The sequence below is a fragment of the uncultured Pedobacter sp. genome, assembly GCF_913776295.1.
In the GTDB taxonomy this organism is placed as follows: Bacteria; Bacteroidota; Bacteroidia; order Sphingobacteriales; family Sphingobacteriaceae; genus Pedobacter.
Genome location: NZ_CAJYOJ010000062.1, coordinates 1 through 26376, shown reverse-complemented (window position 1 = coordinate 26376; position 26376 = coordinate 1). Strand labels below are relative to the sequence as shown.

The window sequence follows — 26376 nt, the reverse complement described above, 5'->3', positions numbered from 1 at the left end:
TCTTCCGCCCTACCGGCGTTGTTTTGAGGTCTGCAAATATAGTAAAACAAGTTATCGAACAAAAAAAAATTACAAATTTTGTTGATAATCTATCCGCACATGATAGATACTCATGAGCATTGTCTTGAATATCAATTTGATAGTCTCAATATCTTTTAACGTCAAATCACAGTCATCTAACTGATTTTGCTCCAATTTATAGTTAATAATACGTTCCACAATGTCATTTATGTTCTGTGCATCGGGATTTTTCAGACTTCTTGATGCTGCCTCTACCGAATCGGCAAGCATTAACACCCCGGTTTCTTTGCTAAAAGGTATGGGTCCGGGATAGCGAAAAATATTTTCGTCGACAAATTTTTCAGGTGTATTCTTCAAAAAAGATTGATAAAAATAATCGACCCGGGTATTTCCATGGTGTGTTCTGATAAAATCGATGATGGCTTCAGGAATCTGGTTCTTTCTCAAAATTTCAATCCCTTTGTGCACATGCTGAATAATAATCTGCGCACTTTGCTCGTAAGGCAATTTATCATGCGGACTCACGGCCGTATTCTGGTTTTCGATAAAATACTGCGGATTGTCTACCTTGCCAATATCGTGATATAAGGCCCCTGCCCTAACCAGCACAGAATTACCGCCAATTTTAAATATTGCCGCTTCAGCGAGGTTAGCCACCTGCAACGAGTGCTGAAAGGTTCCAGGCGCTTTAAAAGCCAGTTCCCTTAACAGTTTATTATTGGTATTGGTCAGCTCAATCAACGCTACATCCGAAGTGATGCCGAAAATACGCTCGAACAGGTAAATTAACGGATACGCCAGGAGCGATAATAATACGCTAAAAACAAAAGGGACAAAATTTACCCATTCAATTTCGCGAAAAGAACCTTCACGGAGTAAGGCAATCCCCACAAAAGAAACAAAATAGGCCAGCAGGATCAGTAATGCCGAAACCAGAAACCGCTCACGCTTCACAAAATTTTTAATACTGAATATGGCCACCATACCCGCTGTAACCTGATAAAACACAAATTCGAAACTATTGGCCACAAAGAACCCGGCAATTAAAATCACCAGCATATGAAGGTAAAGTGCCAAACGGGTATCAAACAAGATCCTGATGATGATAGGCACCACGCAAAAAGGAATGTAATACAAACTCGGGATCTCCATCTTGATGGCCCAGGTTAAAGCTAACAGCATTCCCGTAGTGACAATGAGGATCAGTGAAAGCTGACGGTTATCGGCAAAAATATCCTTGCGGAATAGAAAAAGGAACGACATTAATATCGTGATAATAAAACCAACCAATACCACCTGCCCCAGGTAAACCAGTGCCCTGCTGCCAATGGTTTTGGTTTGCGCATCATAGGTAGCCTTATAAGATTCCAGTTTTTGATAAATTTCTTCATCAATCACATCATTCTTAGCAACTATAAGCTCGCCTTTTTGCACCATCCCTTTAGTAGTAGAGATATTGTTCACCGTATTATCCTGTATGGTTTGCGTCAGCCGTTCATCAAACACAATATTTGGAGTGATATGATCAATAGCAAGGTTGGCAACCAGATCGCCCATTACCTGGTTGGGGGCCTTAAAATTATCCTTAAAAAAAATCAGGGCCGATTCGGCCGTAAAAACATCCTGTGTATTTTTCTCCTGTGCCACATTATTTTCAATCAGCGAAAAATCATAGTTTTTACCACCGGCCTGGTGTTTCACATTCAGACCAATAATCCCTTTTTGATAAATACGCTGCAGCAATTTGTAAGCGGCACCTTTATACGTGTCGCGGTCTTTCTCGCTAAGTTGTTTCGATTTCCATTTTACATCAAATTCGTTGACAAACTCTTCCAAAGCATTGGTTGTAATGCTCCTATCCAGCTGATAAACCGGTAAGATATCTTTTAAAGCGTTTTTTTTATCTGCATTGACCTGTGGATTTGTTTTTAAAATTGCAAAACTGAAAGGCGCAATCAGATCCTTGTTTTTCCATACTGCATTTTTTTCAAACTCATACCTAAACCGGGGCTGTTTAGGCAGGAATAGTGTAATAATGAAAACGGTAAATATCATCATCACATACTTCAGGTTTGATGAATACTTCCGGTAAAGGATCTTGTGGGAATTTCTCTTGATCTTGGCCAAAACGATGTCTTTATTGTATTGTCAAAAATAACATTTTTATCTAATATATATTTTAGGTGTTTTGTTTGCAATTAACCGATTTTATATTTTACTTTATGATATCAAATTAATATCAATTATGTATCAAGAAAAAATTATCAGTCCGCCATCTGGCTATCTAACTTTCGCATTGAGCTTAGCATTATTGGGCGCTTCTATCTTTTGTTTTGCTTCGCAAAGTTTTCTTTGGGGAGGTGTTTTATTAGCCATAGATGTATTTTTAATCTTTCCGGGTTTCTTAATTATCAATCCCAACCAGTCGATGGTACTCACGCTGTTCGGAAAATATCTGGGTACGGTGAAAGCAGACGGCTTTTTCTGGGTAAACCCTTTAACGGCAAAAAGACGGGTATCGTTAAAAGCAAATAATTTAAACGGGCAGCAGTTAAAAGTGAACGACAAACTGGGCAATCCGATCGAAATTGCGGCTGTGGTGGTTTGGAAAGTAAACGAAACTGCCAAAGCCGTTTTCTCCGTAGAAAATTACATGCAATATGTAAACATCCAGAGTGAAGCTGCTGTAAGGCATCTGGCAAACATTTTCCCATATGACCATGCTGAAGGAGACGAAGCCAGCATCACCTTAAAAGATGGTGCCGAAAAAGTAAGTGAACTTTTGGAGAATGAGCTCAACGAACGTTTATCACGGGCGGGCATAGAAGTTTTAGAGGCCAGGATTTCGCATTTAGCCTATGCACCAGAAATTGCGAGCGCTATGTTACAGCGCCAACAGGCTACAGCGGTGATTGCCGCCCGTAAATTAATTGTTGAAGGCGCGGTGGGTATGGTAGAAATGGCGTTGGAAAAATTATCGCAAAAGGGCATCGTTGACCTGGATGAAGAGCGTAAAGCAGCTATGGTGAGTAATTTACTGGTTGTGCTTTGTGGCGACCGTCATGTGCAACCTGTAGTAAATACGGGTACCTTATATAATTAAACAAATGGAATTTGAGGAAAAACAGCATTTAAAATTGTGGTGGCTATACCTTCTATTAGGTATCGATGCCATAATTGTATTGAGTATAGTGCTTTTTGACAAAGGCGGCATGAGTTTTACAGACTTAAAAGCCGTTTATTTCGTGCCATTGTGGGCCGTAGTTTTACCTTTTGCCATTATTTTCCTTCTCCAGAAAACTGTTTTAACATTGCGAGTCAGTAACGAAGGCGTTTTTTACCGTTACTCTCCATTCAAAGTAAAATTGAAACACCTTCAATGGGACGAAATAGCCAAGGCTTACATCACAAAGTATGATGCCTTTGGTGATTATGGTGGTTATGGGGTTAAAAACCGACTTTGGTTTAAATTTGATGACAGAGCGTATCTCTTAAACGATAAGGACAAGGGTTTGCGACGGGAACTCAAGAACGGCCAAAAACGGCTTTTCAGCTCAAACAGGATCGATGAAATGGAAATGTTTCTGATCAATTTAAAAACGAGGTATAATATACAAGCAGTACAATAAGAATGGCGGAGAAAGATAAAAAAGCGTTTGTATTAAGAATTAATGCTGCTTTGTTAAAAGAACTTGAAAACTGGGCCGCCGATGAATTCAGAAGTACGAACGGGCATATTGAGTTTTTGCTTACGCAGGCTTTAAAATCGCGAAAGAAAGGAAAGAAGAAAGCGGAATAACTTAGAAGGCTAGCTGGAAATTGAATACTGTAAACTGCTAACTGATTTGGGCGTTTCCCAATCCCGATGAAAAAATCCTACCGTGTGGCCACAATTAATTATAATATTTTTCTCCCGCTCTATGCCGCGGAGGCACGGTAGTTTTTCACAGTAAACTGGTCCTGGAATTCAGAAACCCTAAGCAGCACCAACCCAGGTAAATAAACCTGATGGCAGCGGCAGCCCCGAAGTATGAGGGCTACAGCGAACAGCAGGACTACACTATGCGAAAAGCACTAAACGTTCATTTCCAAAAAACTTAATTGATTAAACCAACGCCACCACATTAAGAGCAGACAAAGCATCAATATAGCTAAACATATCAACCACCCCGCTCTGCGGACACCCCCTCCCTGATAAGAAGGTGAGTAAATTGGTCCTGGAATTCAGAAACCTAAGCAGCACCAGCCCAGGTAAATAAACCTGGTGGCAGCGGCAGCTCCCGACTTCACGTCGGGACTACAGCGAACAGCAAGACTACACTGTGCGAAAAGCACTAAACGTTCATTTCCAAAAAACTTAATTGATTAAACCAACGCCACCACATCAAGAGCAGACAAAGCATCAATATAGCTAAACATATCAACCACCCCACTCTGCGGGCACTCACTCTCTGATAAGGAGGTGAGTAAACTGGTCCTGGAATTCAGAAACCCTAAGCAGCATTAACCCAGGCAAATAAACCTGATGACAGCGGCAGCCCCGAAGTATGAGGGCTAAAGCGAACAGCAGGACTACAGAGTGAACCGGTGCCAGAAAGACAGCCCCTGATTAAATCAACATCACATAACCTCTAAATCCTGGTATGTTTCTAAAGCGCTAAAACCACTTTCTAAACGTTATTTTAACCTATACAGACTTTGGAAACCTGCAAGGTTTGACTAACTTAGCAGCCTAACCAAAAATTCATAAAATTTATCATACATGAAAGAAGTTGTAATTGTATCAGCTGTAAGAACACCTATTGGCAGTTTTGGAGGCTCGCTGGCTCAATTTTCTGCTACGCAGCTTGGTGGCTTTGCCATTAAAGCCGCTATTGAAAAAGCCGGATTAAAACCGGAACAGGTTCAGGAAATATACATGGGCAATGTACTGTCGGCCAATTTAGGGCAGGCGCCGGCTACACAAGCTGCAAAATTTGCCGGTTTACCAGATTTACCTTCCACCACGATCAATAAAGTATGTGCTTCGGGCACCAAAGCCATTATGCTGGCCTCACAAAGTATTGCAGGCGGCGATAACGAAATCATTATAGCAGGCGGCATGGAAAGCATGAGTAATGTTCCCTACTACCTGGATAAGGCAAGAAACGGCTATCGCTTAGGCCATGGGCAAGTTACAGACGGCCTGGTAAAAGATGGTCTTTGGGATGTATACAATGATTACCACATGGGATCTGCAGCCGAGCTTTGCGCTACTGAATGCCAAATCGGTCGCGAGGCGCAGGATGACTTTGCCATCGAATCGTACAAACGGGCGCAAGCTGCACAAAGTTCAGGTAAATTTACCGATGAAATTGTAGCCATTGAAGTTAAAGACCGCAAAGGAGCGGTAACCTTGATCGAGGCTGATGAAGAACCCACAGCGGTTAAATTTGATAAAATACCTTCATTGAAACCGGTTTTTAAAAAAGACGGAACGGTAACCGCAGCAAATGCCTCTACATTAAACGATGGTGCTGCAGCATTGGTTTTAATGAGCGCTGACAAGGCAAAGGAACTGGGTTTAACGCCTTTGGCTAAAATTTTGGGTTATGCCGATGCACAACAAGCACCAGAATGGTTTACCACGGCACCTTCAAAGGCTATTCCCTTAGCTTTGCACAAAGCCAATATTGATATAAAAGACGTAGATTATTTCGAAATCAACGAAGCTTTTTCGGTGGTTTCCATTGCCAATAACCAGCTATTGGAATTAAATGATAACCAGGTTAATGTGAATGGTGGCGCTGTTTCCTTAGGTCACCCGCTTGGGGCATCTGGAGCCCGGATTGTAGTGACCTTACTTTCGGTATTGGCGCAAAATAACGGTAAAATTGGTGTGGCCGGAATCTGTAACGGTGGTGGCGGCGCAAGTGCTATTGTTATTGGAAAACTATAATCTTTAGGTCGTTTTTGTGCATTTTATGATATGAAAGTTATCCGGTTTTATATTCTTTTCGTCTTTGGAACGCTAAGCCTGGGCTTAAGGGCACAACAAAGACCAGGTACATTAAATGTTTTTCAGGATACACTGATCAAAATATCGGCAAGAGTTGTTGCTGCGCAGGCCGATGCGCAAAAATTAGAGATCAACGGTATTTTTGTAAAAACATTAGTGGAGGCTTTAAAAATGCCTAATTCTTTTTCTTACCCTTTTGATTCGCTAAAAAATGTATCGGTAATTCAATCACCCGATCAGGCTTTCAGGATTTTAAGCTGGTATGTACTGCTCGAAAATGGTACCTACCGCTATTATGGGGCCGTGCAGATGAATACCAAAAGTGGCCAGCTGAAACTTTATCCTTTAATTGATCAGACTGATCATTTTAGCGACCCTAATGTGATTACCAATAATCAGAAATGGTTCGGCGCGAGGTATTATGAAATTATTCCGGTTACCAGTGGAAGCCGATTGCCTTATTATGTCCTTCTGGGCTGGAAAGGTAATACACAATTGACCACTAAAAAGGTAATCGATATTCTTTCTTTTGATCAGGAGAAGCTCACCTTTGGAGCTCCTGTTTTTGATGGCAAAGAACTAAAAGGAAAAAACAGGGTAATATTTGAGTATGCCAAATCGAATGCCATGACTTTGAAAACAGATCTGAAAGCAGGCATGATCATATTTGACCATTTGGCTTCATTTGATCCGGAAATTAAAGGGAAATTTGAATATTATGGATCAGACGGTACTTTCGATGGCTTCAAAATTATAGGCGGACGATTAAAACTCCAGGAAGATATTACGCTTAATAATGATCCAAACGCAAATGATGCGCTTTATGCAGACCCAAAGAAAAACATTAAACCTACCAGGAAGTTTTGATTTTTAACAAATCATTTACCATGCTCCTGGCTTAAAAATTTGTGAGTTTGCCAATCGCTCACTATATTGCGCCCTGCTAACTAGCTTAAACAACACACAAATTCTGAATTCATAAACCAAAACCAACAAATGTTTTATGCAAACATCTAATGAAACCATTAGTATTGATCATGATAAGGAACTAAACCTCCACTTAACCAGTCAAGGAGTTTCTCCTGAAAAATTATTTAGCCATCCTGTAGGCCTGTTTGTACTCTTTTTTACCGAAATGTGGGAAAGATTCAGTTATTACGGCATGCGGGCCATTTTGGTTCTTTTCCTGATTAGCGATCTGAGCAAAAACGGCTGGGGCTGGCCCCGGCCCGAAGCCTTACAGCTTTATGCCATTTATACCGGTTTGGTATATTTTACACCCATACTGGGTGGTTTAATTGCCGATAGATTTACAGGCTATAGGAAAGCGGTCATCATCGGTGCATTTATTATGACCCTCGGCCATGCAGCCATGGCGCTTGAAGGCTTTAGCAACAACTTTTTCTATTTAGGTTTACTACTATTGATTGTAGGTAACGGCTTTTTTAAACCAAACATTTCTTCTATTGTAGGTAAACTTTACCCTCCTATCAGCGATAAAAAAGATAGTGCCTATGCCATTTTCTACATGGGTATTAATTCTGGTGCCTTCATCGGAATGTTAATGTGCGGTTATATTGGCGAAAAAGTAGGCTGGCACTACGGTTTCGGTCTGGCCGGTGTTTTTATGCTTTTCGGTATGCTGCAGTTCTATTTTGGTCAGAAAATTTTTGGTGTAATAGGCGCCTCTGTAGATAAAACCAAAGCAGTTGAAAAAGCAGATCCAACAGTAGAAGAAATTCCGAGAAAAGTGAGAAACCAGCGTTTATGGGTTATCGCTATCTTATCTATTTTCACCATTTTCTTCTGGATGGTATTTGAACAGGCAGGTGGTTCGATGACTATTTTTGCGAAAGATTATACGCTCAGAAATTTAACTGGCAGCGCAGCAACAACTTTTAAATGGGTAGACAGTATTCTTACTATATTCCCGCTGGTAGCCGTAACTTTCGTATTGTTCTCTTTAGCCAGAAAAATCTTTAAAAAATATCCGGCAACCATTTTATTTACTTTATTAAGCTTCGCTATTATTTGGGTATTAGCCATCTGGAAAGTTGACCGGGAACTGGGTTCTGTGAGCACCGAAGTGCCTGCATCATGGTTCAGTGTACTTAATTCATTTTTTATCGTATCATTGGCTCCAATTGTTTCAAAGATATGGGAAACCAAATTTAACCCTAGTGGTCCGGTAAAATTCGGATTTGGACTTATCTTTGTAGGTATTGGCTTTGCTGGGCTGGCTTATGGAGGCTCGGCAATTCCGCGGGGAGCTACTTCAGCAGAAGTAAGTTTATTCTGGCTTGTTTTCGCTTATTTTTTTCACACTGTTGGCGAGCTTTGCATTTCTCCGGTTGGCTTATCATATGTAAGTAAACTGGCTCCGGCTAATTTAGTCGGTTTAATGTTTGGTGTATTTTTCACCTGTACCGCTATTGGTAACTATCTTGCAGGAGCTACCGGATCGCTGATCGATAAAATCAGTTCTACTTATTCGATTTCCACTTTCTTTTTAATATTCACCATCATCCCTATTGTAGCGGGCTTTATCATGTTTGCGATTAGTCCGTTGTTACGCAAATGGATGCACGGTGTCCACTAATCAAAAAAGACTTTTACCCAAAAGCCCGATCTTCATCGGGCTTTTCATTTTTAAACCTATTTAATGGAAAAAACAGTTACAATAGAGGAAATTCAAAATTTTGAAGGTAAATACCCAAAACAGCTCTGGCATTTATCATTGGTTGAAATGTGGGAGCGTTTCTGCTTTTATGGAATGCGCGGCGTATTGGCTTTCTTTATGGTAGAGCAACTGGGTTTAAGCGACCAAAAATCTAATCTGCAGTATGGCGCGATACAGGCCTTTGTTTATGCGTTTACCTTTATTGGTGGCATTTTTGCCGATAAGATTTTAGGCTTTAAAAAATCACTGTTCTGGGGCGGCACTTTAATGATTATCGGCAACCTGATCCTGGCTTTCTCACCACATGATCTGTTTTATGTAGGCATTACCTTATCCATTATCGGGACTGGTTTCTTCAAACCCAATGTTTCATCAATGGTAGGCGAATTATATCACGAGACAGACAATCGCAGAGACGCAGGCTACGGCCTTTTTTATGCCGGTATTAATGTAGGTGGCTTACTGGGCGGTGCCATGTGTATTTACCTAGGTAAATATTACAATTGGCATTTATGCTTCTTATCGGCCGCATTGGTGATGATGTTCGGTTTAGGTACATTCATTTTTACAAAAAAATACCTCGGGCCAATCGGCAGTTCTCCATTGCTGCACCTTAAAAAATCAAAACAGCAGCTATATGAAATAGCGGTTTACGCAGGTTCTATATTGTGTATTCCGTTAATTTACATCATGGTAAAAAATACCGACTTTACCGATTATTTCATGTATACGATCGGCATTATCGCCATGGTTTATTTCTTGTATGAAACCTTTAAAATAAAAGATAAAAAAGCGCAGTATAAATTACTGGCCGCCTTTGTTTTTATTTTCTGTTACTTCATTTTTATGGCGATATCTGAGCAAAGCGGCGGTTCGCTATCTTTATTTGCAAAAGATAATCTGGATCATAAAATCCTCTTCTTTAACATCGATCCGAATGTGGTGAACAATAGCGTTAACTCCTTTTTTGTGATCGTTTTTAGTCCGATTGTGGGCATTTTATGGCTCGGCTTGTACAAACGCAAAATTGAACCCAATACGGTAGTTAAATTCGGATTGGGTTTTCTCCTGTTGGCTTTGAGTTTTTATGTTTTTTATGCCACCAGGTTCTTTGCCAATACTCAGGGCATCAGCTCATTAAATGTATTTACCTTTGCCTATTTATTGCTCACGCTAGGCGAACTTTGTTTGGGTCCGATCGGGATGTCAATCATCACCAAACTATCACCAAAAAAAATGTTCGGCATGATGATGGGTCTTTGGTTTTTATCAAGCGCTTTCGGGCAATTGGCTGCCGGTAAACTCGGTGCAGAAATGTCGAGTATCGATAATGCTTCGTTAACAACCAAACTGATGGCCTATACCGAAGGTTATAAAGCATTGGCGTTATATTCGCTCATTGCGGGTTTGGCCTTGATTATTTTTTCGCAGCTGGTTAAAAAGCTGATGCAGGAGGTGAGGTAAAAGTTTCGGCTACGCTTAGATTGAGATTGTTATAAGGAAGCATTTTAGTAAGATTTGGAAATGAAAGGACATCCGCTCCTGGCGGCCTGCATTCCCGCTCTTTGTTTCAAGTCCTCGCCCTTATTCTTCAGGCTCCGGGCTTTACACACCGATCGGGTTTAGATAAAAGGGGTTGTGCTGTAATACCAGAAGTAAATACAAAAGCTAAACAGAATGATGTAAACTTAAAGCTAGTCGGGATTTTGCAATCCAGTGTTAAGAGCTTGGAATTTTTAATCCTTGCAAGCTGCTGAAACAACGATCCGGATTACAAATCCGGACCAGCATTAAGTATTGTTTCTAAAAAGATCCTGAAACAAGTTCAGGATGACGAATCATCCCGAATTCATGAAAATTCATAAAGGTTTCATATTAAATATTTACTTTCGCACATGAAAAGCTAATACACAGCAAACCAAACAGAGGCCGAAAGCTTATTTTATTTAATAACCACAATAAACGTGTCAGATAGTTTAGTCATCATTCCCACCTATAACGAAAAGGAAAACATTGAAAAAATCATTAGAAAGGTTTTTTCTTTAACGCAGCCTTTTCATGTTTTAATTATTGATGATGGTTCTCCTGATGGAACTGCTGAAATTGTAAAATCTTTGCAAAAGGAATACGAAGGGCATTTATTCATTGAAGAGCGTGCGGGCAAACAAGGCCTGGGTACCGCTTACATTTATGGTTTCAATTGGGCGTTACAGCACCACTATGCTTATATTTTTGAGATGGATGCCGATTTCTCACACAACCCTGACGATTTACTGCGCTTGCGTGAGGCCTGTGTAAATGGTGCAGATGTCGCTATTGGTTCCAGATATGTTAAGGGAGTAAATGTTGTAAACTGGCCAATGGGCAGGGTTTTAATGTCGTATTTTGCCTCAATGTATGTACGCATCATTACCCGGATCAAGATCCAGGATGCGACCGCAGGCTTTAAATGCTACCGCAGAATTGTGCTGGAAACCATTCCCCTGAATAAAATTAAGTTTGTGGGCTACGCGTTTCAGATTGAAATGAAATTTACTGCCATTAAATTTGGTTTTAAGGTGGTTGAAGTTCCCATTATCTTTACCGATCGTACTGAAGGCACTTCAAAAATGAGTACCCGTATCTTCAGGGAAGCATTTTTAGGTGTAATCCAGATGAAAGTGACCAGCTGGTTCAGGAATTATAAAAGGGAGTCCGAAGTCCGCAGTCCGAAGTCGGGAATCCGAAGTTCAGAGTCTTGATTCAAATTTTCTGGCGCTATTAACCACAGGATTATAAAAGGAAGTCCGAAGTCGGGAGTCTGAAGTTCAGAGTCTCAATTCAAATGGCATCTTTATATTGACTACAGACTTAGGACTAAAGCCTTAGAACTATAAATCAAGATTTTCCCTGCGATTCCCTTATCATTGCTCCAAAATCCTGTCCTTTATCCATTGCCTTAACGGTCATTACAAGTCGTTTGGTACGGGTGGGTTCTGTTTTAGCCTGGTTAATCCAATTGATATAATAATTTTGGTGTGATTTAGGTTGTTTTAAAAAGTTTTGGATGAGGTGCTCCTCTTCTGACAGGCATATTTCAAGATCTTCAGGCATTTCGATTTTAAAATTTTGATCTTCCTCTAAACAAAGTTCTACCCCTGCTCCGGCTTCTTTTTTTATTTTTTTACGCACTTCACTTTTCAAGGCTATAATAAAATCGCCCTCTCCCATTGGTATGGCCGCCATACCAGTAATCTCTAGCTCATCTATTTTTCCCTTTACCCTGAAGCTCTTTTTACAACCGGGTTTAACTTCATTGGCTAAAGCCGCCGGAATAAATACATAACTCCAACCGGTTTTTTCGCCCATGGTACCGAAACGTTCTATTGCTGCTTTGAAATGGATCATGAGTTTAAATATAGAAATTATGTTGAAGAAAAAGCCATTAACGATACAATCGTTTAGCTATTACGCACGCGTTGGAAACGCGCGCAAGCGGAAATACAGGAGAGATAGAAATAACTATTTCTACTTCAAAACTTGGGTAGAAAGCATCATATTAACAATTAAAAAATATTATTCGGCTCATAAAAAAGCTAAATCATCAGCCGATTAGCGAATTCATTCGGCTCACGGTTTTAAAATGTCAATTAAAACAATAAATATTGAGTATTATCGCATGGATTTTCTGGAAACTTAAAAGTTTTGATTATTTCGAACTGTCTATTAATTTCACAGAACCTGCGTATGGCAATGGTGTCGCAAGTGAACTTAACGTTAACATAATCATATAAATTTTCTGCCCGGTCAATTTGATCCGAAGTCAGCTTTCGCCCTATTGAAATGTGTGCACCAGAACCATTTATTGTGTCACTTGTTTTCAGTTGCTTCCTCAGCCTCACCAACAAATCGTTTAAATAGGGCTTGGAAGAATTATTTGGGAGCAAAACAATTGCATGGCTAAATTTCGATAAACTTAGCTGATCGAAAATCACTTCCTGCTGTTTTTGAGAGTAACAAAATTTCTCGAGGTGTCTGACATAAAAGTCAAGCTCATATTGATCAGCTGAAAACTCAATAACCGTAATATGCGCCTCTGAATTTCTGCTTGCATACCAACCGATTTTAGACCACAGTGTATCTTTCAAAACTTTAACATCATTAATCGCTTCGCTGTGAGGGTAAACAACTATTGAATACCAATCTCTATATAATTGTGGCTGCATATTATTTAATGAATTGCTACCGGATTCATCTGAATATCTAATTTGGCGAACTTTAATACTTCTATACTTTGGAAGCCGAAATCTTCTACTACCTTACCTAAAATGAGGTAACAGCCTTTTCCTTTAAAAGGATACATGGGGGTAGTATTGGGAAAATGGGTGGTATCAAAAAAGTCGCCATTGGCATCTAAAAAAGTACCGAACCACATTTTGGTATGTTTAATGGTGTGCACGGTTTTTTCACATACATAATTACCTACCATCCTAACTGTTTTACCCAGATACTTGCGCATATCTGCGGCCATAATATCGCCACGATAAGAGGTTTTCAGGAAATCGAACATTTTGTAGTGGAGCGGATACCCCAACAGTTCCAATTCTGTGTAAGCATTTTCCAGCTCAGAATCTGCCAGCGCAGGAAGCTGGTAGGTTTTATAGCTTAATTTAAAAAGTTCGGCATGGTTTACTTTTTTCTGTTTAAATCCCAGGTAATTGTGTACATCCCAAAGCAAGGTTTTACGATCTTTGCCGGTAAAGCGCAATGCACCAAGCCTGATTAATATAATGGCCTGCTCTAATGATATACAGGTCCGTTTTACAAAATCTTCGAGATGGAGATACAAGCCATTTGCGGCACGTTCCTGTGGAATCATTTTAATGATTTTTTCTTCCAAACCCTGGATGGCAATAAAACCGAGATAGGCATCTTCTCCCTTTATATTCACCACTTCGTCACTGTGGTTCACACAAGGCAAATGTACTCTCGCGCCCGTTTTTTGCAGTTCGTGCACATAAACCCAGCGACTGTAGAAACCGCCATAATTGTTCAATACGGCGACCATAAACTCCATCGGGTAATAGGTTTTGAGGTAAAGACTCTGGTAACTTTCGACCGCAAAGGAAGCCGAATGTGCTTTAGAAAAACTGTAACCAGCAAAAGATGAAATTTGTCGCCACACTTCGGTAATGAGTTCTTCTGCGTGCCCTTGTTTTCTGGCTGAAGCAAAAAATTTATTCACCAGTTCGTCAAAAGCCAGTTTTGACCGGTATTTTCCGCTCATGGCTTTGCGGAGAACATCAGCATCGGCGAGGTCCAAACCTGCAAAATAATGGCATACCTTAATCACATCTTCCTGATAAACCATGACCCCGTAGGTTTCGCTAAGCCGCTCTTTCATCACCTCGCACAGGTAAACCACTTTTTCAGGGGCGTGATAACGCTCGATATAGGACTTCATCATACCTGAGCTGGCTACCCCTGGCCGGATAATAGAGCTGGCGGCTACCAGGGTAAGATAGTTGTCACACTTGAGTTTTTTGAGCAACTGCCTCATGGCCGGCGATTCGATGTAAAAACAACCGATCGGCTGTCCTTCTTTCAAAATACTATTTAATTTTCGATCTTCTTTAAAGGTCTTAAAGTCGTGGATATCAATATCTGCACCCTTATTTTTTTTAATGAGCTGGACAGCCTCGCGGATATGCCCAATGCCCCGCTGACTTAAAATATCAAATTTTTCATAACCTATGGCTTCTGCTTCATACATATCCCATTGCACGGTTGGAAAACCTTTTGGTGGCATATCCAATGCGGTGTAATAAGTAATCGGCTCTTCTGAAATCAAAATTCCTCCGGCATGGATGGAGCGCTGATTAGGCATATTTTTCATGTAGGCATGCACAGCCAATAACTTTTGATAAGTCGCATCCCGTAAATTTTCACGTTCTTTGGCAGGGTCGGTAAAACTATCGATCTCGCCCTTTGCCAATCCTAAAACCTTACCAATTTCCCTGATAATTGCGCGGTCTTTGAAAGTGCTCATGGTGCCTAAAAAAGCAACGTGCCATTTGGGATAGCGACTAAAAACATATTTTTGTATGATTTCTCTTTCATCCCACGAAAAATCAATATCAAAATCTGGTGGACTCGTTCTTTTTTCATGTAAGAACCTTTCAAAATACAGATCGAGATCAATCGGATCTACATCGGTAATCCGCAAACAATAAGCTACAATGCTGTTGGCCCCCGAACCGCGTCCCACGTGATAAAAACCACAGGTATTCATGGCATAATCTATAATATCATAGGTAATGAGGAAATAAGCACAGAAATTTTTGAGTTCAATAATCCGTAGTTCTTTTTGCAAGCGGGCAACGGCTTCGGGATTATTTTCTCCGTAGCGATACTTCAGGCCGCTTTCGGCCAGCTGATACAGCATTTGCTTATCACCTTCTAAAGTGCCTGTATAGTAAAACTTATTTTTAGATGAAGGTACAGGGGTATTTTCAAAATATATGCTCAGATCGCAATTATCCAATAATTGCTGCGTGTTTTGAACAATGAAGGGATATTCCGCAAACTGCTGTGTAAGCTCTTCCTCCGGAATCAGGATATCATCCGGATCACATTTATCTTTATCGGCTACCTTGCTCAAAAGGGTATTCTGTTCTATTGCCCTTAAATATTCGTGCAGGCGATAAGTAATTTTATCGTTTACAGTAACAGGATGCCAAACCAAGAGCTTTTCCTTTTGGGTTAAAAGCGGATGTTTATATAAATGATTGAGCTGTTTGGAATGGATACCTATGTATTCATTTGCGCTTAATGCCGGGTTAAACGATTTCTGGAACGGGTAAACGATGTATACGTTTTCCATTTGGGGAGGAACTTCAGGTAAGGAAATGTTGTAAATATTGTGATGGCTTAAAAACTCGTTCAGCTCGCGCATTCCTTCTTTATTGCGGGCAATACCTACATACAACAATTGGTTATCTTTTCTGAACTCGATGCCGGCCACAGGTTTAATCCGGTAGGGAATATTGCCTTTATGTATATCATCCGCCTCTTTGGCAACGCCTTGTTTGTAACATTCACGGATAAACTCTACCGCTCCGGTTGAGTTATTGATATCAGTAAGTACCATCTGGTGAATACCCAAACGCCTCGCCTGAGCAATCAGTTGTTCAATACTGAGGGTACCATATTTGAGGCTATACGAAGAATGAACATTCAAAAACATAATTATTCATAAGATTTGCTACCGGTTGTTCCTCTTTCACTGATAAAACTTCTGATTTTTGAGCGTTTACCGCCTTCGGCATCTTTTTCTGCTTCTCCTGTATCTTCGATCAATATTTTCTTTTTTCGCGGGTTGTATTTAATCACCTTTCCTTTTTCATCGCGTAGCGGCTGGGTAACAATACAGGCTTTTACCACCGCTTCTGCGCCAAAGCTATTCCGTACCTTATCCATGGCCTGACAAAGACTATATTCTTCTTCAGCAATATTATACAGACCAATCTGTTCATAGCCACTTACCAGATGTGAAAATTTTACACCTACCAGGCGCAACAGCATCCGTTTCGAATATACTTTTTCGAACAGGCGATGTGCTTTGCTGATCAGAAATGAATCGAGCGAAGTATAAGGAATCCGTTCCTGCTGGGTAACCGTTTCGAAATTGGTGTAACGAACAGTTACGGTAATACAGGCGGTTAGTTTTTTTTGATTACGTAACTGAAAGGTTAAACCACTAACCATCCCGGTTAAAATGGCCTTTAATTTTGCCATGTCCATGGTATCGCTTTCGAAGGTAGCCTGTGTACCAATTGATTTTCTTTCCCGGTAAGGTACCACGGGCGAAAGATCGATCCCATTTGCTTTTTGCCATAAACTTAAACCATGCTGCCCTAAAATTTTAAACATCAGCTGTTGTGGGATCTGTGTAAGCGTTAGGATATTCCGAACCCCCATTTCGCTTAACTTTTTATAGGTAGCATGTCCAATGCCCGGAATTTTATGGATGGCCAAAGGATCGAGAAAGGGCCTTAACTCACGAAAGGTAACCTGCTTTTCACCATCAGGCTTAGATTCGTTGGTAGCTATTTTCGCTACCGTTTTGTTAACCGATAAACCGAAGGAAATGGGTAATTTCATTTCTCTGATAATGGTTTGCCTGAGTTCTGATGCGAACTTCATACAGCCAAAAAAGCGATCCATACCCGTCATATCGATATAATGTTCGTCAATACTGGCTTTTTCGAAAAGCGGAACCTTATCGGCAATAATCTCAGTAATCTCATGCGATGCCCTGGAATATTCTTCCATATCGCCCTTTAAAAATATAGCCTGGGGGCATAGTAATTTTGCCGTCCTGCCGGGCATTGCAGAATGTATACCATACTGTCGTGCTTCGTAACTACAGGAAGCCACCACACCTCTATCGCTTCCGCCACCAATAATTACCGGTTTACCCAATAATTTTGGGTTTTTTCTGGTTTCTACAGATACAAAAAATGCATCCTGATCCATATGAATAATCTGCCTGTCTTTACCCATTCTTTTATAACAAGGATGATTGAAACCAAAAATACTAATATTTTTAGTTTATATACAAGAATTAGAGATGTTAGTTGTAATTTATACTAATTATTTTAGTTTTTTTCACTTCAGTTGTGGCGTAATGTAGAATAACCCATTTTTTTAACCATACCTTAATCAGTTTGAAGGATTGAGATTGATGCATACGAACAATCACGAAAGAGGGTTTTGTTCGGTGACTGACCAATCTTTAGTCATAGCGCCGTTTATTCGTAATTCGCTATGGTTTAAACACTTCAATACAGAAAGGTAAACATCGGCTAGGGTAGTCTATGCAAAATAGATGCTGATGCAAAACAGCTATAAGAGATCAGAATTCTTCATTGCATTCAGAACGACAGAAAGTGGTGATTCTATAATCCAAAAAAAAATGCCCCCGATTTTCATCGGAGGCAAATACTAAAGATTAAAGTATATGCTAAATCTTCAACCTTGTTTACTGTTTTACAATTTTGAATTCCGTTCTTCTGTTTAACTGATGCTCTTCTTCACTACACACTACCCCGTTACTGCATTTATTTAACAACTGCGTTTCGCCATAACCTTTAGCGGTAATGCGGTTTTTACTGATACCCCTCGAAATGATGTATTCGACAGCGGATTCGGCTCTTTTTTGTGAAAGATTCAGGTTGTAAGCATCCTTTCCACGGCTATCGGTATGCGACCCTAGTTCGATCCAGATGGTCGGATTATCGGTCATGATTTTGACCAGTTTATCTAATTCTACAGCAGCATCCGGGCGGATATTCCATTTGTCGAAATCGTAATAAATATTTTCGAGTTTAATGGCCTTGTTGATTACAATTCCTTCTAAATATAGGTTTTGGGTGAGTACACCCGAGGTTGTTAAACCAATGGTTGCCAGATTTTCTACATCAGACCTGTAGTTTGTTTTTTCCGCCGAAACGTTGTATTCAGATTCTTTTGATAAATTAAACTGATATGCTCCATTTTCATCAGTTTCAGTTTTTAAAGTACCACCATTAACCTTTGCCAGCGTTACCAATGCACCTGCTATAGGCTGATTGCTGTCTTTATCAAACACCCTACCTACTAATTTGAAAGCCAGTATCATTTTCTGATCAATGGCGTAAATATCATCGCTACCCAAACCACCGTCGCGGTTAGAAGCAAGATAAATGGTACCGCCTTTTTTATTTAAATTGAAGCTAAAATCGTCTTGTGGGGAATTAAAGGGGTAACCCATATTTTCAATCTGACCGATCTTATTAGCTTCTCTTAAAGCCTGATATACATCTAATCCTCCCATACCTACTCTGCCATCGCTGGAAAAGTAAAAGTTGTCCTTTTCATCAAAAAACGGACTACGCTCATTGCCTTCGGTATTTACTTCTTTCAGATTGATAGGTTTACCCCACTCACCGGCGTCTGTTTTCAGGCAAACATAGATATCTGTACCACCTAAGCCTCCTGGCATATTAGAGGCGAAATAAAGGCTGTTTCCATCTGTAGTAACGAAAGGATCGCCAACAGAATAAGCGTTTACATTATTATAAGCAAATGAAACCGGCTCGCCCCAAACGCCATCGGCCCCTCTTGTACAGCTAAAAATTTCTACATTAACAGTTGTTGGTTGTTTTTTCAAGCGTTCCAGCTCATCGGTAATACGGGTTAAGGTAAAATACATGGTTTTGCCATCGGCCGTAAAGCTTGCAGAGCCAACGTGATACCTGGTGCCTGTTTTAATGGGAAACAATTGCAGGCTATCTTTTGGTGATGGCTTGAAGTATAGTTTCAGATATCCGTTGCCCGTCCAACCGTATACTTTTTTATCGGGTTCTTTTGATCCGTCGAATTTTAAAAAAGGTCTGTTTTCTGAAACGTTTAGTTTGCTGTCTGACCTATCTGAGGTAAACGTCACTCCTCCTTCGTATGGAACAGCACCCCAATCTGATTGCGGACTATTTAACGTTTTTTGATTGATGAGTTCAATTTTCTTCGGGTTTTTGATCCATTTCAAAGCCGAATCGCAAGAAGCAATCCAAATGGCCTGCTGCTTTTCTGATACATTCTTCTTTTTATCAATGTAATTTAAGTACTGATTTTTTGCTTCACTGTACTTTGAGTTCTGTTGCAAAGCTTTAGCATAGCCTAAAATATTCTCTGTGCTACTGCCATTCATTTTAGTAGCAATGGCATACCAGCTTTCTGCCTGTTTATAATTATAAACAAGTGCATAAGCATTTGCTAAACGCTCTGCGGTATGTAAAGTCTCTTTCTTTTTATAGGCTTGCTCGTATAAGTCTATTGCCTTGCTGTAATTAAACAATTCGTATTCCTTATCAGCCTCTTTTAGTACATACTGTGCATTTGCCGAAAAAATGAGTCCACATAAACAATATGCAGACAGGCAAATTATCATTAAAATTTTCTTCATTGCGTTGTTTGGATAGTTGGCTCAAAAATACGAAATATAGTTAACTAAAACATCGTTAGCGTTGCCAATATTGTATTTTGTTTATAAATGAATAAGCGATGAAAATCTAATGAGTTTCGCCACTTTACCCCTGTAGCGGGCCAATTGAAAACTCTTAACTTCAGCAAATCTGCCGCCGTTCAGAAAAAAAATTTGTATGGCTATCGCATTAAAAAAAACCTGTCAAAAAAAGTATTCGCTCTTCAAAAAGTTAAAAATTGTAATGCAGAATTGATCCTGATGAGAACGCAAACTGATCTGGCGCCGGATTACACTTATCAGAATGGTAACAGATCAAGTGTTAACATTTTAATATGGTGTTAAATAAATATAACCTATCGTCATTTATTTCCAAATCGAAACTGTGAAAATAAAGTTGTATACGTGATGCATTAGTTATTGTTGTTTATTTGGGATGACAATTTGAGTTTATCGAATTAAATAAAACTTTGCCCTTTTGAAAATGTTCCTTAATTAAGGACATCATCATTATGAAAACTAAAGACAAAAAAAACGCAGCTAAAAAAGTGCACCAAGAGAAGGAAAGCCAGGAAGAAAAGGGAAGTTCAAAAGGAAAAGCCTCTTTTGATCAAAACGGAGCGGGTGCTTCAGATAAATTTGGCCAGGCTGGCTCGTCCCCAAATGAATCTGGAGAAAGTGGACCTGGCACTATAAATAAAAACGAAAAAGCGTAGAAAAGATAAAAAGAGTATTACACTCTTTTTATCTTTCGTAGATACTCATCTTTTCAGCCAGTTCTATAATACTTTTTATTTTGAGCTTTTGAAAAAGTCTCAGTTTATATGTACTTACGGTACCCATTTGAAGATTTAACTGATTGGAAATTTCCAATACACCGATACCTTTTGTCAATAGCTCTGCTACTTCAAGTTCTCTTCCAGAAAGTTTGGTAAAAGGATTATCTGCATCATTGCCCAAAATACTGTTGAACATATTTTCTTTAACGTTTCTGCTCGAATAGCGGCTGCCGGCAAGAATTGTAGTTATAGCAGTTACAATTTCTGATTCTTCGGCATTTTTGGTTAAGTAACCGGAAGCACCAGATTTTAGATAAGGTACGGCGTAGATATTTTCATTTAAAGAAGAAAATACAAGAATTTTGGCATTGGGCTGAACCAATTTAATCTGATCGATTACCTTAAGGTTGTTACCTCCCGGCAAGTTTACATCAATGATAATTAAACTCGGTGATTTTTCTACCTCCACAAGTGCTTGCTCTAAAGTGGATGCATGAATGATTTCAACACCCGGCCAAAAGTCTGATATTAAACCTTTTAAACCACGTCGAATGATCTCGTGATCATCAGCAATGAGCACTGTAAAAGTGCTTACAGTATTTTTTGTTTTCATTATATTAAGGATATTATGCAAGTTAATAAAAAGTTACTTTTTCTACGCAATTGTAGTTAATTTTTCGCTAAAAAGTGTAAATATTATTATACACAAAATAAAAATTCTGTTAAAACACCCTCGGCGTTGCCAATCTTATATTTTGTTTTATAAACGAATAAGCGATAGAAATCTCGTGCGTACCGCCGCTGTAGCCCTGTAACGGGCCGATTGAAAAATCATAGCCATAACCGATACGCAGCCTTTCGGATGGGAAAATCTGTATGGCGGCTACGGCAGAATTACGCGGCGTTAGATCGCGCTGCAGATAGCTTTTATCATACAATTTTATTCCGGTTCGGTACGAACCACCCACCCAGATAAAATCTTTGATCATTAAAAAGGCATTCAGATCCAAACTCGTTGGTCCCCCACGGTCGTCTTTCAACAGAAAAGAGGGCTTCACCTGAAAATCTTCAGAAAGCGGGAACAATGCCCCAGCGGTAAGGTAGTAATGCGGCTTGGGCTGTGGAATAAATGCATAACGGTCGATATTGATATAGGTGGCAATCAGGTTATCGGCCGAGAAACCAGCATAATAATTATCGTTGGCAAAATATATCCCAGCCCTGGCATCGGGAACGATGGTACTCTGCATGCCTACTGGCTGGTTCGGTTCGGGGTTGTTCGGATTGAGCAGCGAGCCATCTATGCCCAGCTGTACCATCCCCACACCTAGCCCCAGTGCCAACCTCGAACTCCCGTCATCATTCATCCTGATCCGGTAAGCATAGTTGCCGTAAATGCTCAGGTTCGTCTGCGCACCCAGTTTATCGCTTGCCACCTGAAGGGCTAAGCCTACATTGCCGCTGTTGGCAATGGCATCAACGGCCAGCGACATGCTTCTCGGCGCACCGGTAATGCCTGTCCACTGGCTCCGGTAAAAGCTATGTACGTTCAGTACTTCTTTATAACCGGCATAAGCGGGATTGATGTATATTCCGTTGAACATGTATTGGCTATACTGTGCATCCTGCTGGGCGGATGCCGAATGGCTAAGCAATAAAAATGAACCTGCCAGTAATACGATTAGTTTCTTCAACATACCTTTCTTCACCATTAATTTTTAAATGCCCTGATTAGGGTAATATAACCTTTAAATACTTTCCATTCATTACTTCCACCCTTTCTGGCGCGTAATAAGTAATAATACGTTCCCTCATTTAAACCTTCACCCGTCCAGTTATTCTGGTAACCTTTAGCACGGAACACCTCATTACCCCATCTGTTTACAATGGTAATGTCGTTCTCTGCAAACTGGGCGAGGCCATTAATCTCGAACGTGTCATTTATGCCATCACCATTTGGTGTAAACAGGTTTGGAATCAATAAATCGCTACCTGTGATAACAGCTGCATCCGCCTTTACCATGTTATTATTGGATACCGGATCTGGCTGATCTGCTTTTACAGTTGCAGTATTATTTAATGCCCCCGAAGCCAAGGTTCTCGACTTAAAGGTTAGTGTTGCGCTCTGATTTAAATCTAAGCCTTCAATCAACCACACTAAATCTCTGCTGGTAGTTGTATAACTTGTTGTACCTATGGTAACCGTAATTTCTTTAGGAGCATCAATAATGGTGGAAAGGTTATCTGTAACGATAATTCCTGTTGCCCTATTTTGTCCTTTATTGGTTACCGTAATTTTGTAGGTTACATCATCACCGGTTTTAATATCGGTTTTGGTTAGCAACTCTTTTGTAACAACTAAATCAGCTGATTTATCTACACTGATAAGTGCCTCTGGCATAATCGTTGTTCCTGTTGGACTCGTCATTACGGCCACATTTTTTATCGTATTGTAGCTGTTTACATCAGGTGCAACTTTCACATCAAAAGTAAATACTGTACTTGAGTTGGCCTGCATGTTAATCTTCCATTTCAAAGTATTGCCTGTAACGGTGCCATAACCTGAAACTGAATTCGGAATATAGGTTAAGCCTGCAGGCAGTTCGTCAGTGATGGTTACCCCATTTAGTGCTGAGCCACCTGTGTTTTTAACCTGAAGCGAATAAGTTAAAATTTCGTTGGCCTGTGCCTTGCCGTCTTTATTGCCCTTATTATCATTAACTGATTTACTACCTTCTAACATTCCTTCAGTTGGAATGGATACAGATGGATTTAATGGAGTTAAAATATTTGCAGGATCAGTTACAGTGGCGGTATTATTAATACTTAAGACACCTGAAGGAATAACAGCATTAACCGTTACTTTAAAGCTAACCTTTACCTGGCCGTTAGCCGGAATAGTTAAATTATTCCAATTTAATGTATTGCCCGCCAGTACTCCGCCTTGGTCGGCACTTGCATTGAGATAAGTGGTATTAACCGGAATTGCATCAATAATCTTTACCCCTTTCCTAGCTGTATTTCCATTATTGTTAACCGTTATACTATAGGTTAAAATCTCATTTGACTCGGCCTTTCCATTGTTATTGGCATCGGCAACTGTTTTGGAACTTACAATTTTAGGCAGTTCCAGAACGGTCGGATAGTCATTATCTTCCTCAGTACCGGAAATATCAGAAACTAAGGTTCCGCCCGGCGTTTTAGCCGTTAGTGTCGCCGTGTTTCTTACAGAACTTGCATTTTTCTCTGCCTGTGTAATAGTGTAAACTGCCGTGGCCACTGCAGTTTCATCAGGTGCAATACTTGCTGGTGAGAAAGTAAGCGTTGATGAAATTTTTGGATCAAGCAAATTGAAATTGTTCAAAGTAACATTACCTGTATTTTTTGCTGTAAAAGTATAGGTAATCGAATTACCATCAGCACTTAAAATACCTGTTTTTACCAAAGTAAGACCTGGTGTTTCTTTAATCAGGAAGACAGTCGCATCATCAGGAGCCAAAGTTCTCGGATCGTCTGAAAGTTTATTTAATTTGTTTGAACCTGAATATCTGGCAACCAAACTAGCCTGATTCACAAACCTGCCATTGTCAATTTCTGGTTGCGTTAAAGTATGTCTGGCTATAATCAGAGCAGTTTCGGAAGGTTCCAATTTACTGATCATAGCAGGTTTTATACTTCCCGCGTCAGCGCCCTCATCGGTTACCACAATATCGGTCAACGTTACATTACCAGTATTGGTAACCTGAATGCTGTATTCGATTACTTTAACCACACCTACAGCATTAGCAAATACCTTAGTAAATCTTAATGATGGATTGGCCACGATCTGGCTAAAGGTTGCGTCATCTGGCGCAGGAGTTGACGGATCATCAGATACTTTGGCAATCGTATTTCCTTTAGGGTCTTTTGCGCTTGCACTTACCTGATTGCTAAAGCCACCAGCATTTATCTCACTTTGTTTTACCGTATGCTTAGCCGTGATATTTACCGTAGCACCTGGCAATACAGAAGCGATATTTGATGGTGTTAAACTGCCGGCATCTGCATTTGCATCAACCAATGCGATATCGGTTAAAGTCACATTCCCGGTATTTTTGAATGTAATGTTGTAACTGATCACGTCGCCAACCTTAGTTGCACTGTTGTTGGCCGATTTGGTTAAGGTAAAACCAGGCGACAAACTTAATTGTGTTACGGTAGGATTATCATTTGAATAATCAGTTCCCGAAACATCTGTAACAGTATTTCCAGCTGGAGTTTTGGCAGTTACAGAAGCCGTATTCGTAACTAAACCAGCATCTTTATCACTTTGGGTTAAGACATAAACCTGACTATAAGTAAAGTTTGTACCTACCGCCAATACATTAGGGAAAGTTTGATTCAACCCCAACTTGGCATCTGTTAATACAATGCTATTTAATGCTACATCGCCAATATTTGTAACCTTGAAAGAATAAGTGATACTATTGCCATCAGCACTTAAAACACTTGTTTTAACAAGAGCAATCTTTCCTTTTAACAATTGTGTCGTAACAGTTGATTGATTATTGGTATTGTCTGGATCTGTTGATGTAGCAGTTGAATTTAATGCTACACTATTTACCAGTCCAGCCCCTGTATAAGTTGCAGCAACGCGGGCATTAACAATCAGACTAACCTGTTCACCAGCCAGTAAATCAGTGGTAAGTGTGAAGGTTTTTCCTGTTGAACTATAGTTTCCGCCGATTGCACTGTAACTCACATTATCTAATCCTGCCGGTAGATTTTCTATCAGTCCTATAGACTCTCCGCTTAATACTGTAGCAGGTCCGTTGTTTTTGATGGTGATGGTATAGCTGATATTGCCATTGTTTTCAACGCCCGTTACATTGGCAGTTTTACTTACCTGCAGATCAGTGATCCAATTCGGGATATTCACGGTAACAATTGCTGTCGACGTGTTCGCCAAATTCAATTTATCGGTAATTTGATAGGTCAATGTATAAACTCCCGGAAGCGTTCCTGCTGCAACATTTACCTTTCCTGTTGCTGCATCAACATTTATTTTCGGATTCGAAGTTGAAACCTGATTGATTATCACAGTAGCTAGTGTTGCGGTTGAAACATCATTATACTTATCATTAACAAGCATATTATCGACAGCTACACCACCGGTAAAACCATTTGCGGTTCCGGTATCATCTTTAGCCAAAATTGTATTTGTACCAACTGTGATGGTTATTGTAGCGGTCTTAGTCTGACCTGGGTTCAGTTTGTCTTCTATCTGGTAAACCAGTGTATATGTTCCTGCCGGAGTGTTCGGTGCAACATTTACCTTGCCGGTAGTTACATCTAGCGTAACATTTGGATTGGTGGTTGATACCTGTGAAAGGTTTACCTCATTAAGCGTTACAGGGCTTCCGTTGTAGGTATCGTTGTCCAATACATTGGTAACTGCCGTTCCACCCGTAAAGCCATTTGCATTTCCTGAATCGTTGGTGACAACCAATGCAGGCGCACCAACTGTGATAGTTACGTTAGCCGTTTTGGTCTGACCTGGGTTCAGTTTATCTTCTATCTGGTAAACCAGCGTATACGTTCCTGCCGGGGTGTTCGGCGCAACGTTTACCTTGCCGGTAGTTAAATCTAGCGTAACATTAGAGCTGGTGGTCGATACCTGTGAAAGGTTTACCTCATTAAGCGTTACAGGGCTTCCGTTGTAGGTATCGTTGTCCAATACATTGGTCACTGCCGTTCCACCCGTAAAGCCGTTTGCGTTTCCTGAATCGTTGGTAACAACCAAGGCAGGCGCGCCAACTGTGACAGTTACGTTAGCCGTTTTGGTCTGACCTGGGTTCAGTTTGTCTTCTATCTGGTAAACCAGCGTATACGTTCCTGCCGGGGTGTTCGGCGCAAC

At 40.2% G+C, this 26376-nt stretch carries 19 protein-coding genes; 10 read left to right on the top strand and 9 right to left on the bottom strand.

Annotated elements, in window-relative coordinates; translation table 11 throughout:
- Positions 1–69: 69 nt before the first annotated feature.
- Positions 70–2076, bottom strand: coding sequence for an HDIG domain-containing metalloprotein (locus QZ738_RS13580; protein ID WP_293788320.1), 2007 nt, complete (start codon positions 2074–2076; stop codon positions 70–72).
- A 190-nt stretch (positions 2077–2266) separates the two neighbouring features.
- Between QZ738_RS13580 and QZ738_RS13575 the strand changes: the two genes are divergently transcribed.
- From QZ738_RS13575 to QZ738_RS13540, 8 genes are all read left to right on the top strand, one after another.
- Positions 2267–3124 (top strand): SPFH domain-containing protein, encoded by an 858-nt coding sequence (locus tag QZ738_RS13575; protein WP_293788300.1) that lies wholly within the window; start codon positions 2267–2269, stop codon positions 3122–3124.
- Between the two features lie 4 nt (positions 3125–3128).
- Positions 3129–3650 (top strand): hypothetical protein, encoded by a 522-nt coding sequence (locus tag QZ738_RS13570; protein WP_293788299.1) that lies wholly within the window; start codon positions 3129–3131, stop codon positions 3648–3650.
- A gap of 2 nt (positions 3651–3652) precedes the next feature.
- Positions 3653–3820 carry an Arc family DNA binding domain-containing protein gene (locus QZ738_RS13565; protein ID WP_293788298.1) on the top strand — a complete coding sequence of 56 codons (168 nt, stop codon included), beginning with the start codon at positions 3653–3655 and terminating at the stop codon, positions 3818–3820.
- Between the two features lie 963 nt (positions 3821–4783).
- A complete protein-coding gene (locus QZ738_RS13560) occupies positions 4784–5959 on the top strand; it encodes an acetyl-CoA C-acyltransferase (protein WP_293788297.1) in 1176 nt (391 codons plus the stop codon).
- 30 nt (positions 5960–5989) lie between these two features.
- Positions 5990–6886 carry a hypothetical protein gene (locus QZ738_RS13555; RefSeq protein WP_293788296.1) on the top strand — a complete coding sequence of 299 codons (897 nt, stop codon included), beginning with the start codon at positions 5990–5992 and terminating at the stop codon, positions 6884–6886.
- 136 nt (positions 6887–7022) lie between these two features.
- Positions 7023–8618, top strand: a complete 1596-nt coding sequence (locus QZ738_RS13550; protein ID WP_293788295.1) for a peptide MFS transporter — start codon at positions 7023–7025, stop codon at positions 8616–8618.
- A 63-nt stretch (positions 8619–8681) separates the two neighbouring features.
- Positions 8682–10163, top strand: a complete 1482-nt coding sequence (locus QZ738_RS13545) for a peptide MFS transporter (protein ID WP_293788294.1) — start codon at positions 8682–8684, stop codon at positions 10161–10163.
- A gap of 500 nt (positions 10164–10663) precedes the next feature.
- Positions 10664–11440, top strand: coding sequence for a polyprenol monophosphomannose synthase (locus QZ738_RS13540; RefSeq protein WP_293788293.1), 777 nt, complete (start codon positions 10664–10666; stop codon positions 11438–11440).
- Between the two features lie 136 nt (positions 11441–11576).
- On the opposite strand, the gene QZ738_RS13535 is transcribed toward QZ738_RS13540, so the two are convergent.
- On the bottom strand, positions 11577–12086 hold the full coding sequence (locus tag QZ738_RS13535; protein WP_293788292.1) for a YdeI/OmpD-associated family protein: 510 nt from the start codon (positions 12084–12086) through the stop codon (positions 11577–11579).
- Between the two features lie 19 nt (positions 12087–12105).
- On the opposite strand from QZ738_RS13535, the gene QZ738_RS13530 reads away from it, so the two are divergent.
- A complete protein-coding gene (locus QZ738_RS13530) occupies positions 12106–12294 on the top strand; it encodes a hypothetical protein (protein ID WP_293788291.1) in 189 nt (62 codons plus the stop codon).
- 34 nt (positions 12295–12328) lie between these two features.
- Here the strand turns inward: QZ738_RS13530 and QZ738_RS13525 are convergent, their stop codons facing one another.
- The 4 genes from QZ738_RS13525 to QZ738_RS13510 all read right to left on the bottom strand — a co-directional run bounded on the left by QZ738_RS13525 (position 12329) and on the right by QZ738_RS13510 (position 19683).
- The gene (locus QZ738_RS13525) at positions 12329–12904 is read right to left on the bottom strand and encodes a 2'-5' RNA ligase family protein (protein WP_293788290.1); all 576 of its coding nucleotides are present in this window, start codon (positions 12902–12904) and stop codon (positions 12329–12331) included.
- A gap of 5 nt (positions 12905–12909) precedes the next feature.
- A complete protein-coding gene (gene dnaE, locus QZ738_RS13520) occupies positions 12910–15924 on the bottom strand; it encodes a DNA polymerase III subunit alpha (RefSeq protein ID WP_293788289.1) in 3015 nt (1004 codons plus the stop codon).
- A 2-nt stretch (positions 15925–15926) separates the two neighbouring features.
- Complete coding sequence (gene dinB / locus QZ738_RS13515; RefSeq protein WP_293788288.1) at positions 15927–17243, bottom strand: DNA polymerase IV; 1317 nt, start codon at positions 17241–17243, stop codon at positions 15927–15929.
- Between the two features lie 478 nt (positions 17244–17721).
- Complete coding sequence (locus tag QZ738_RS13510; RefSeq protein ID WP_293788287.1) at positions 17722–19683, bottom strand: OmpA family protein; 1962 nt, start codon at positions 19681–19683, stop codon at positions 17722–17724.
- 530 nt (positions 19684–20213) lie between these two features.
- Between QZ738_RS13510 and QZ738_RS13505 the strand changes: the two genes are divergently transcribed.
- Positions 20214–20417, top strand: coding sequence for a hypothetical protein (locus tag QZ738_RS13505; RefSeq protein WP_293788286.1), 204 nt, complete (start codon positions 20214–20216; stop codon positions 20415–20417).
- A gap of 28 nt (positions 20418–20445) precedes the next feature.
- On the opposite strand, the gene QZ738_RS13500 is transcribed toward QZ738_RS13505, so the two are convergent.
- From QZ738_RS13500 to QZ738_RS13490, 3 genes are all read right to left on the bottom strand, one after another.
- Positions 20446–21093: a response regulator transcription factor gene (locus QZ738_RS13500; protein ID WP_293788285.1), complete on the bottom strand. Its 648-nt coding sequence runs from the start codon at positions 21091–21093 to the stop codon at positions 20446–20448.
- A gap of 109 nt (positions 21094–21202) precedes the next feature.
- The gene (locus QZ738_RS13495; RefSeq protein WP_293788284.1) at positions 21203–22177 is read right to left on the bottom strand and encodes a type IX secretion system membrane protein PorP/SprF; all 975 of its coding nucleotides are present in this window, start codon (positions 22175–22177) and stop codon (positions 21203–21205) included.
- A 14-nt stretch (positions 22178–22191) separates the two neighbouring features.
- A partial coding sequence (locus QZ738_RS13490; protein WP_293788283.1) for a gliding motility-associated C-terminal domain-containing protein occupies positions 22192–26376 on the bottom strand: 4185 nt, incomplete at its 5' end.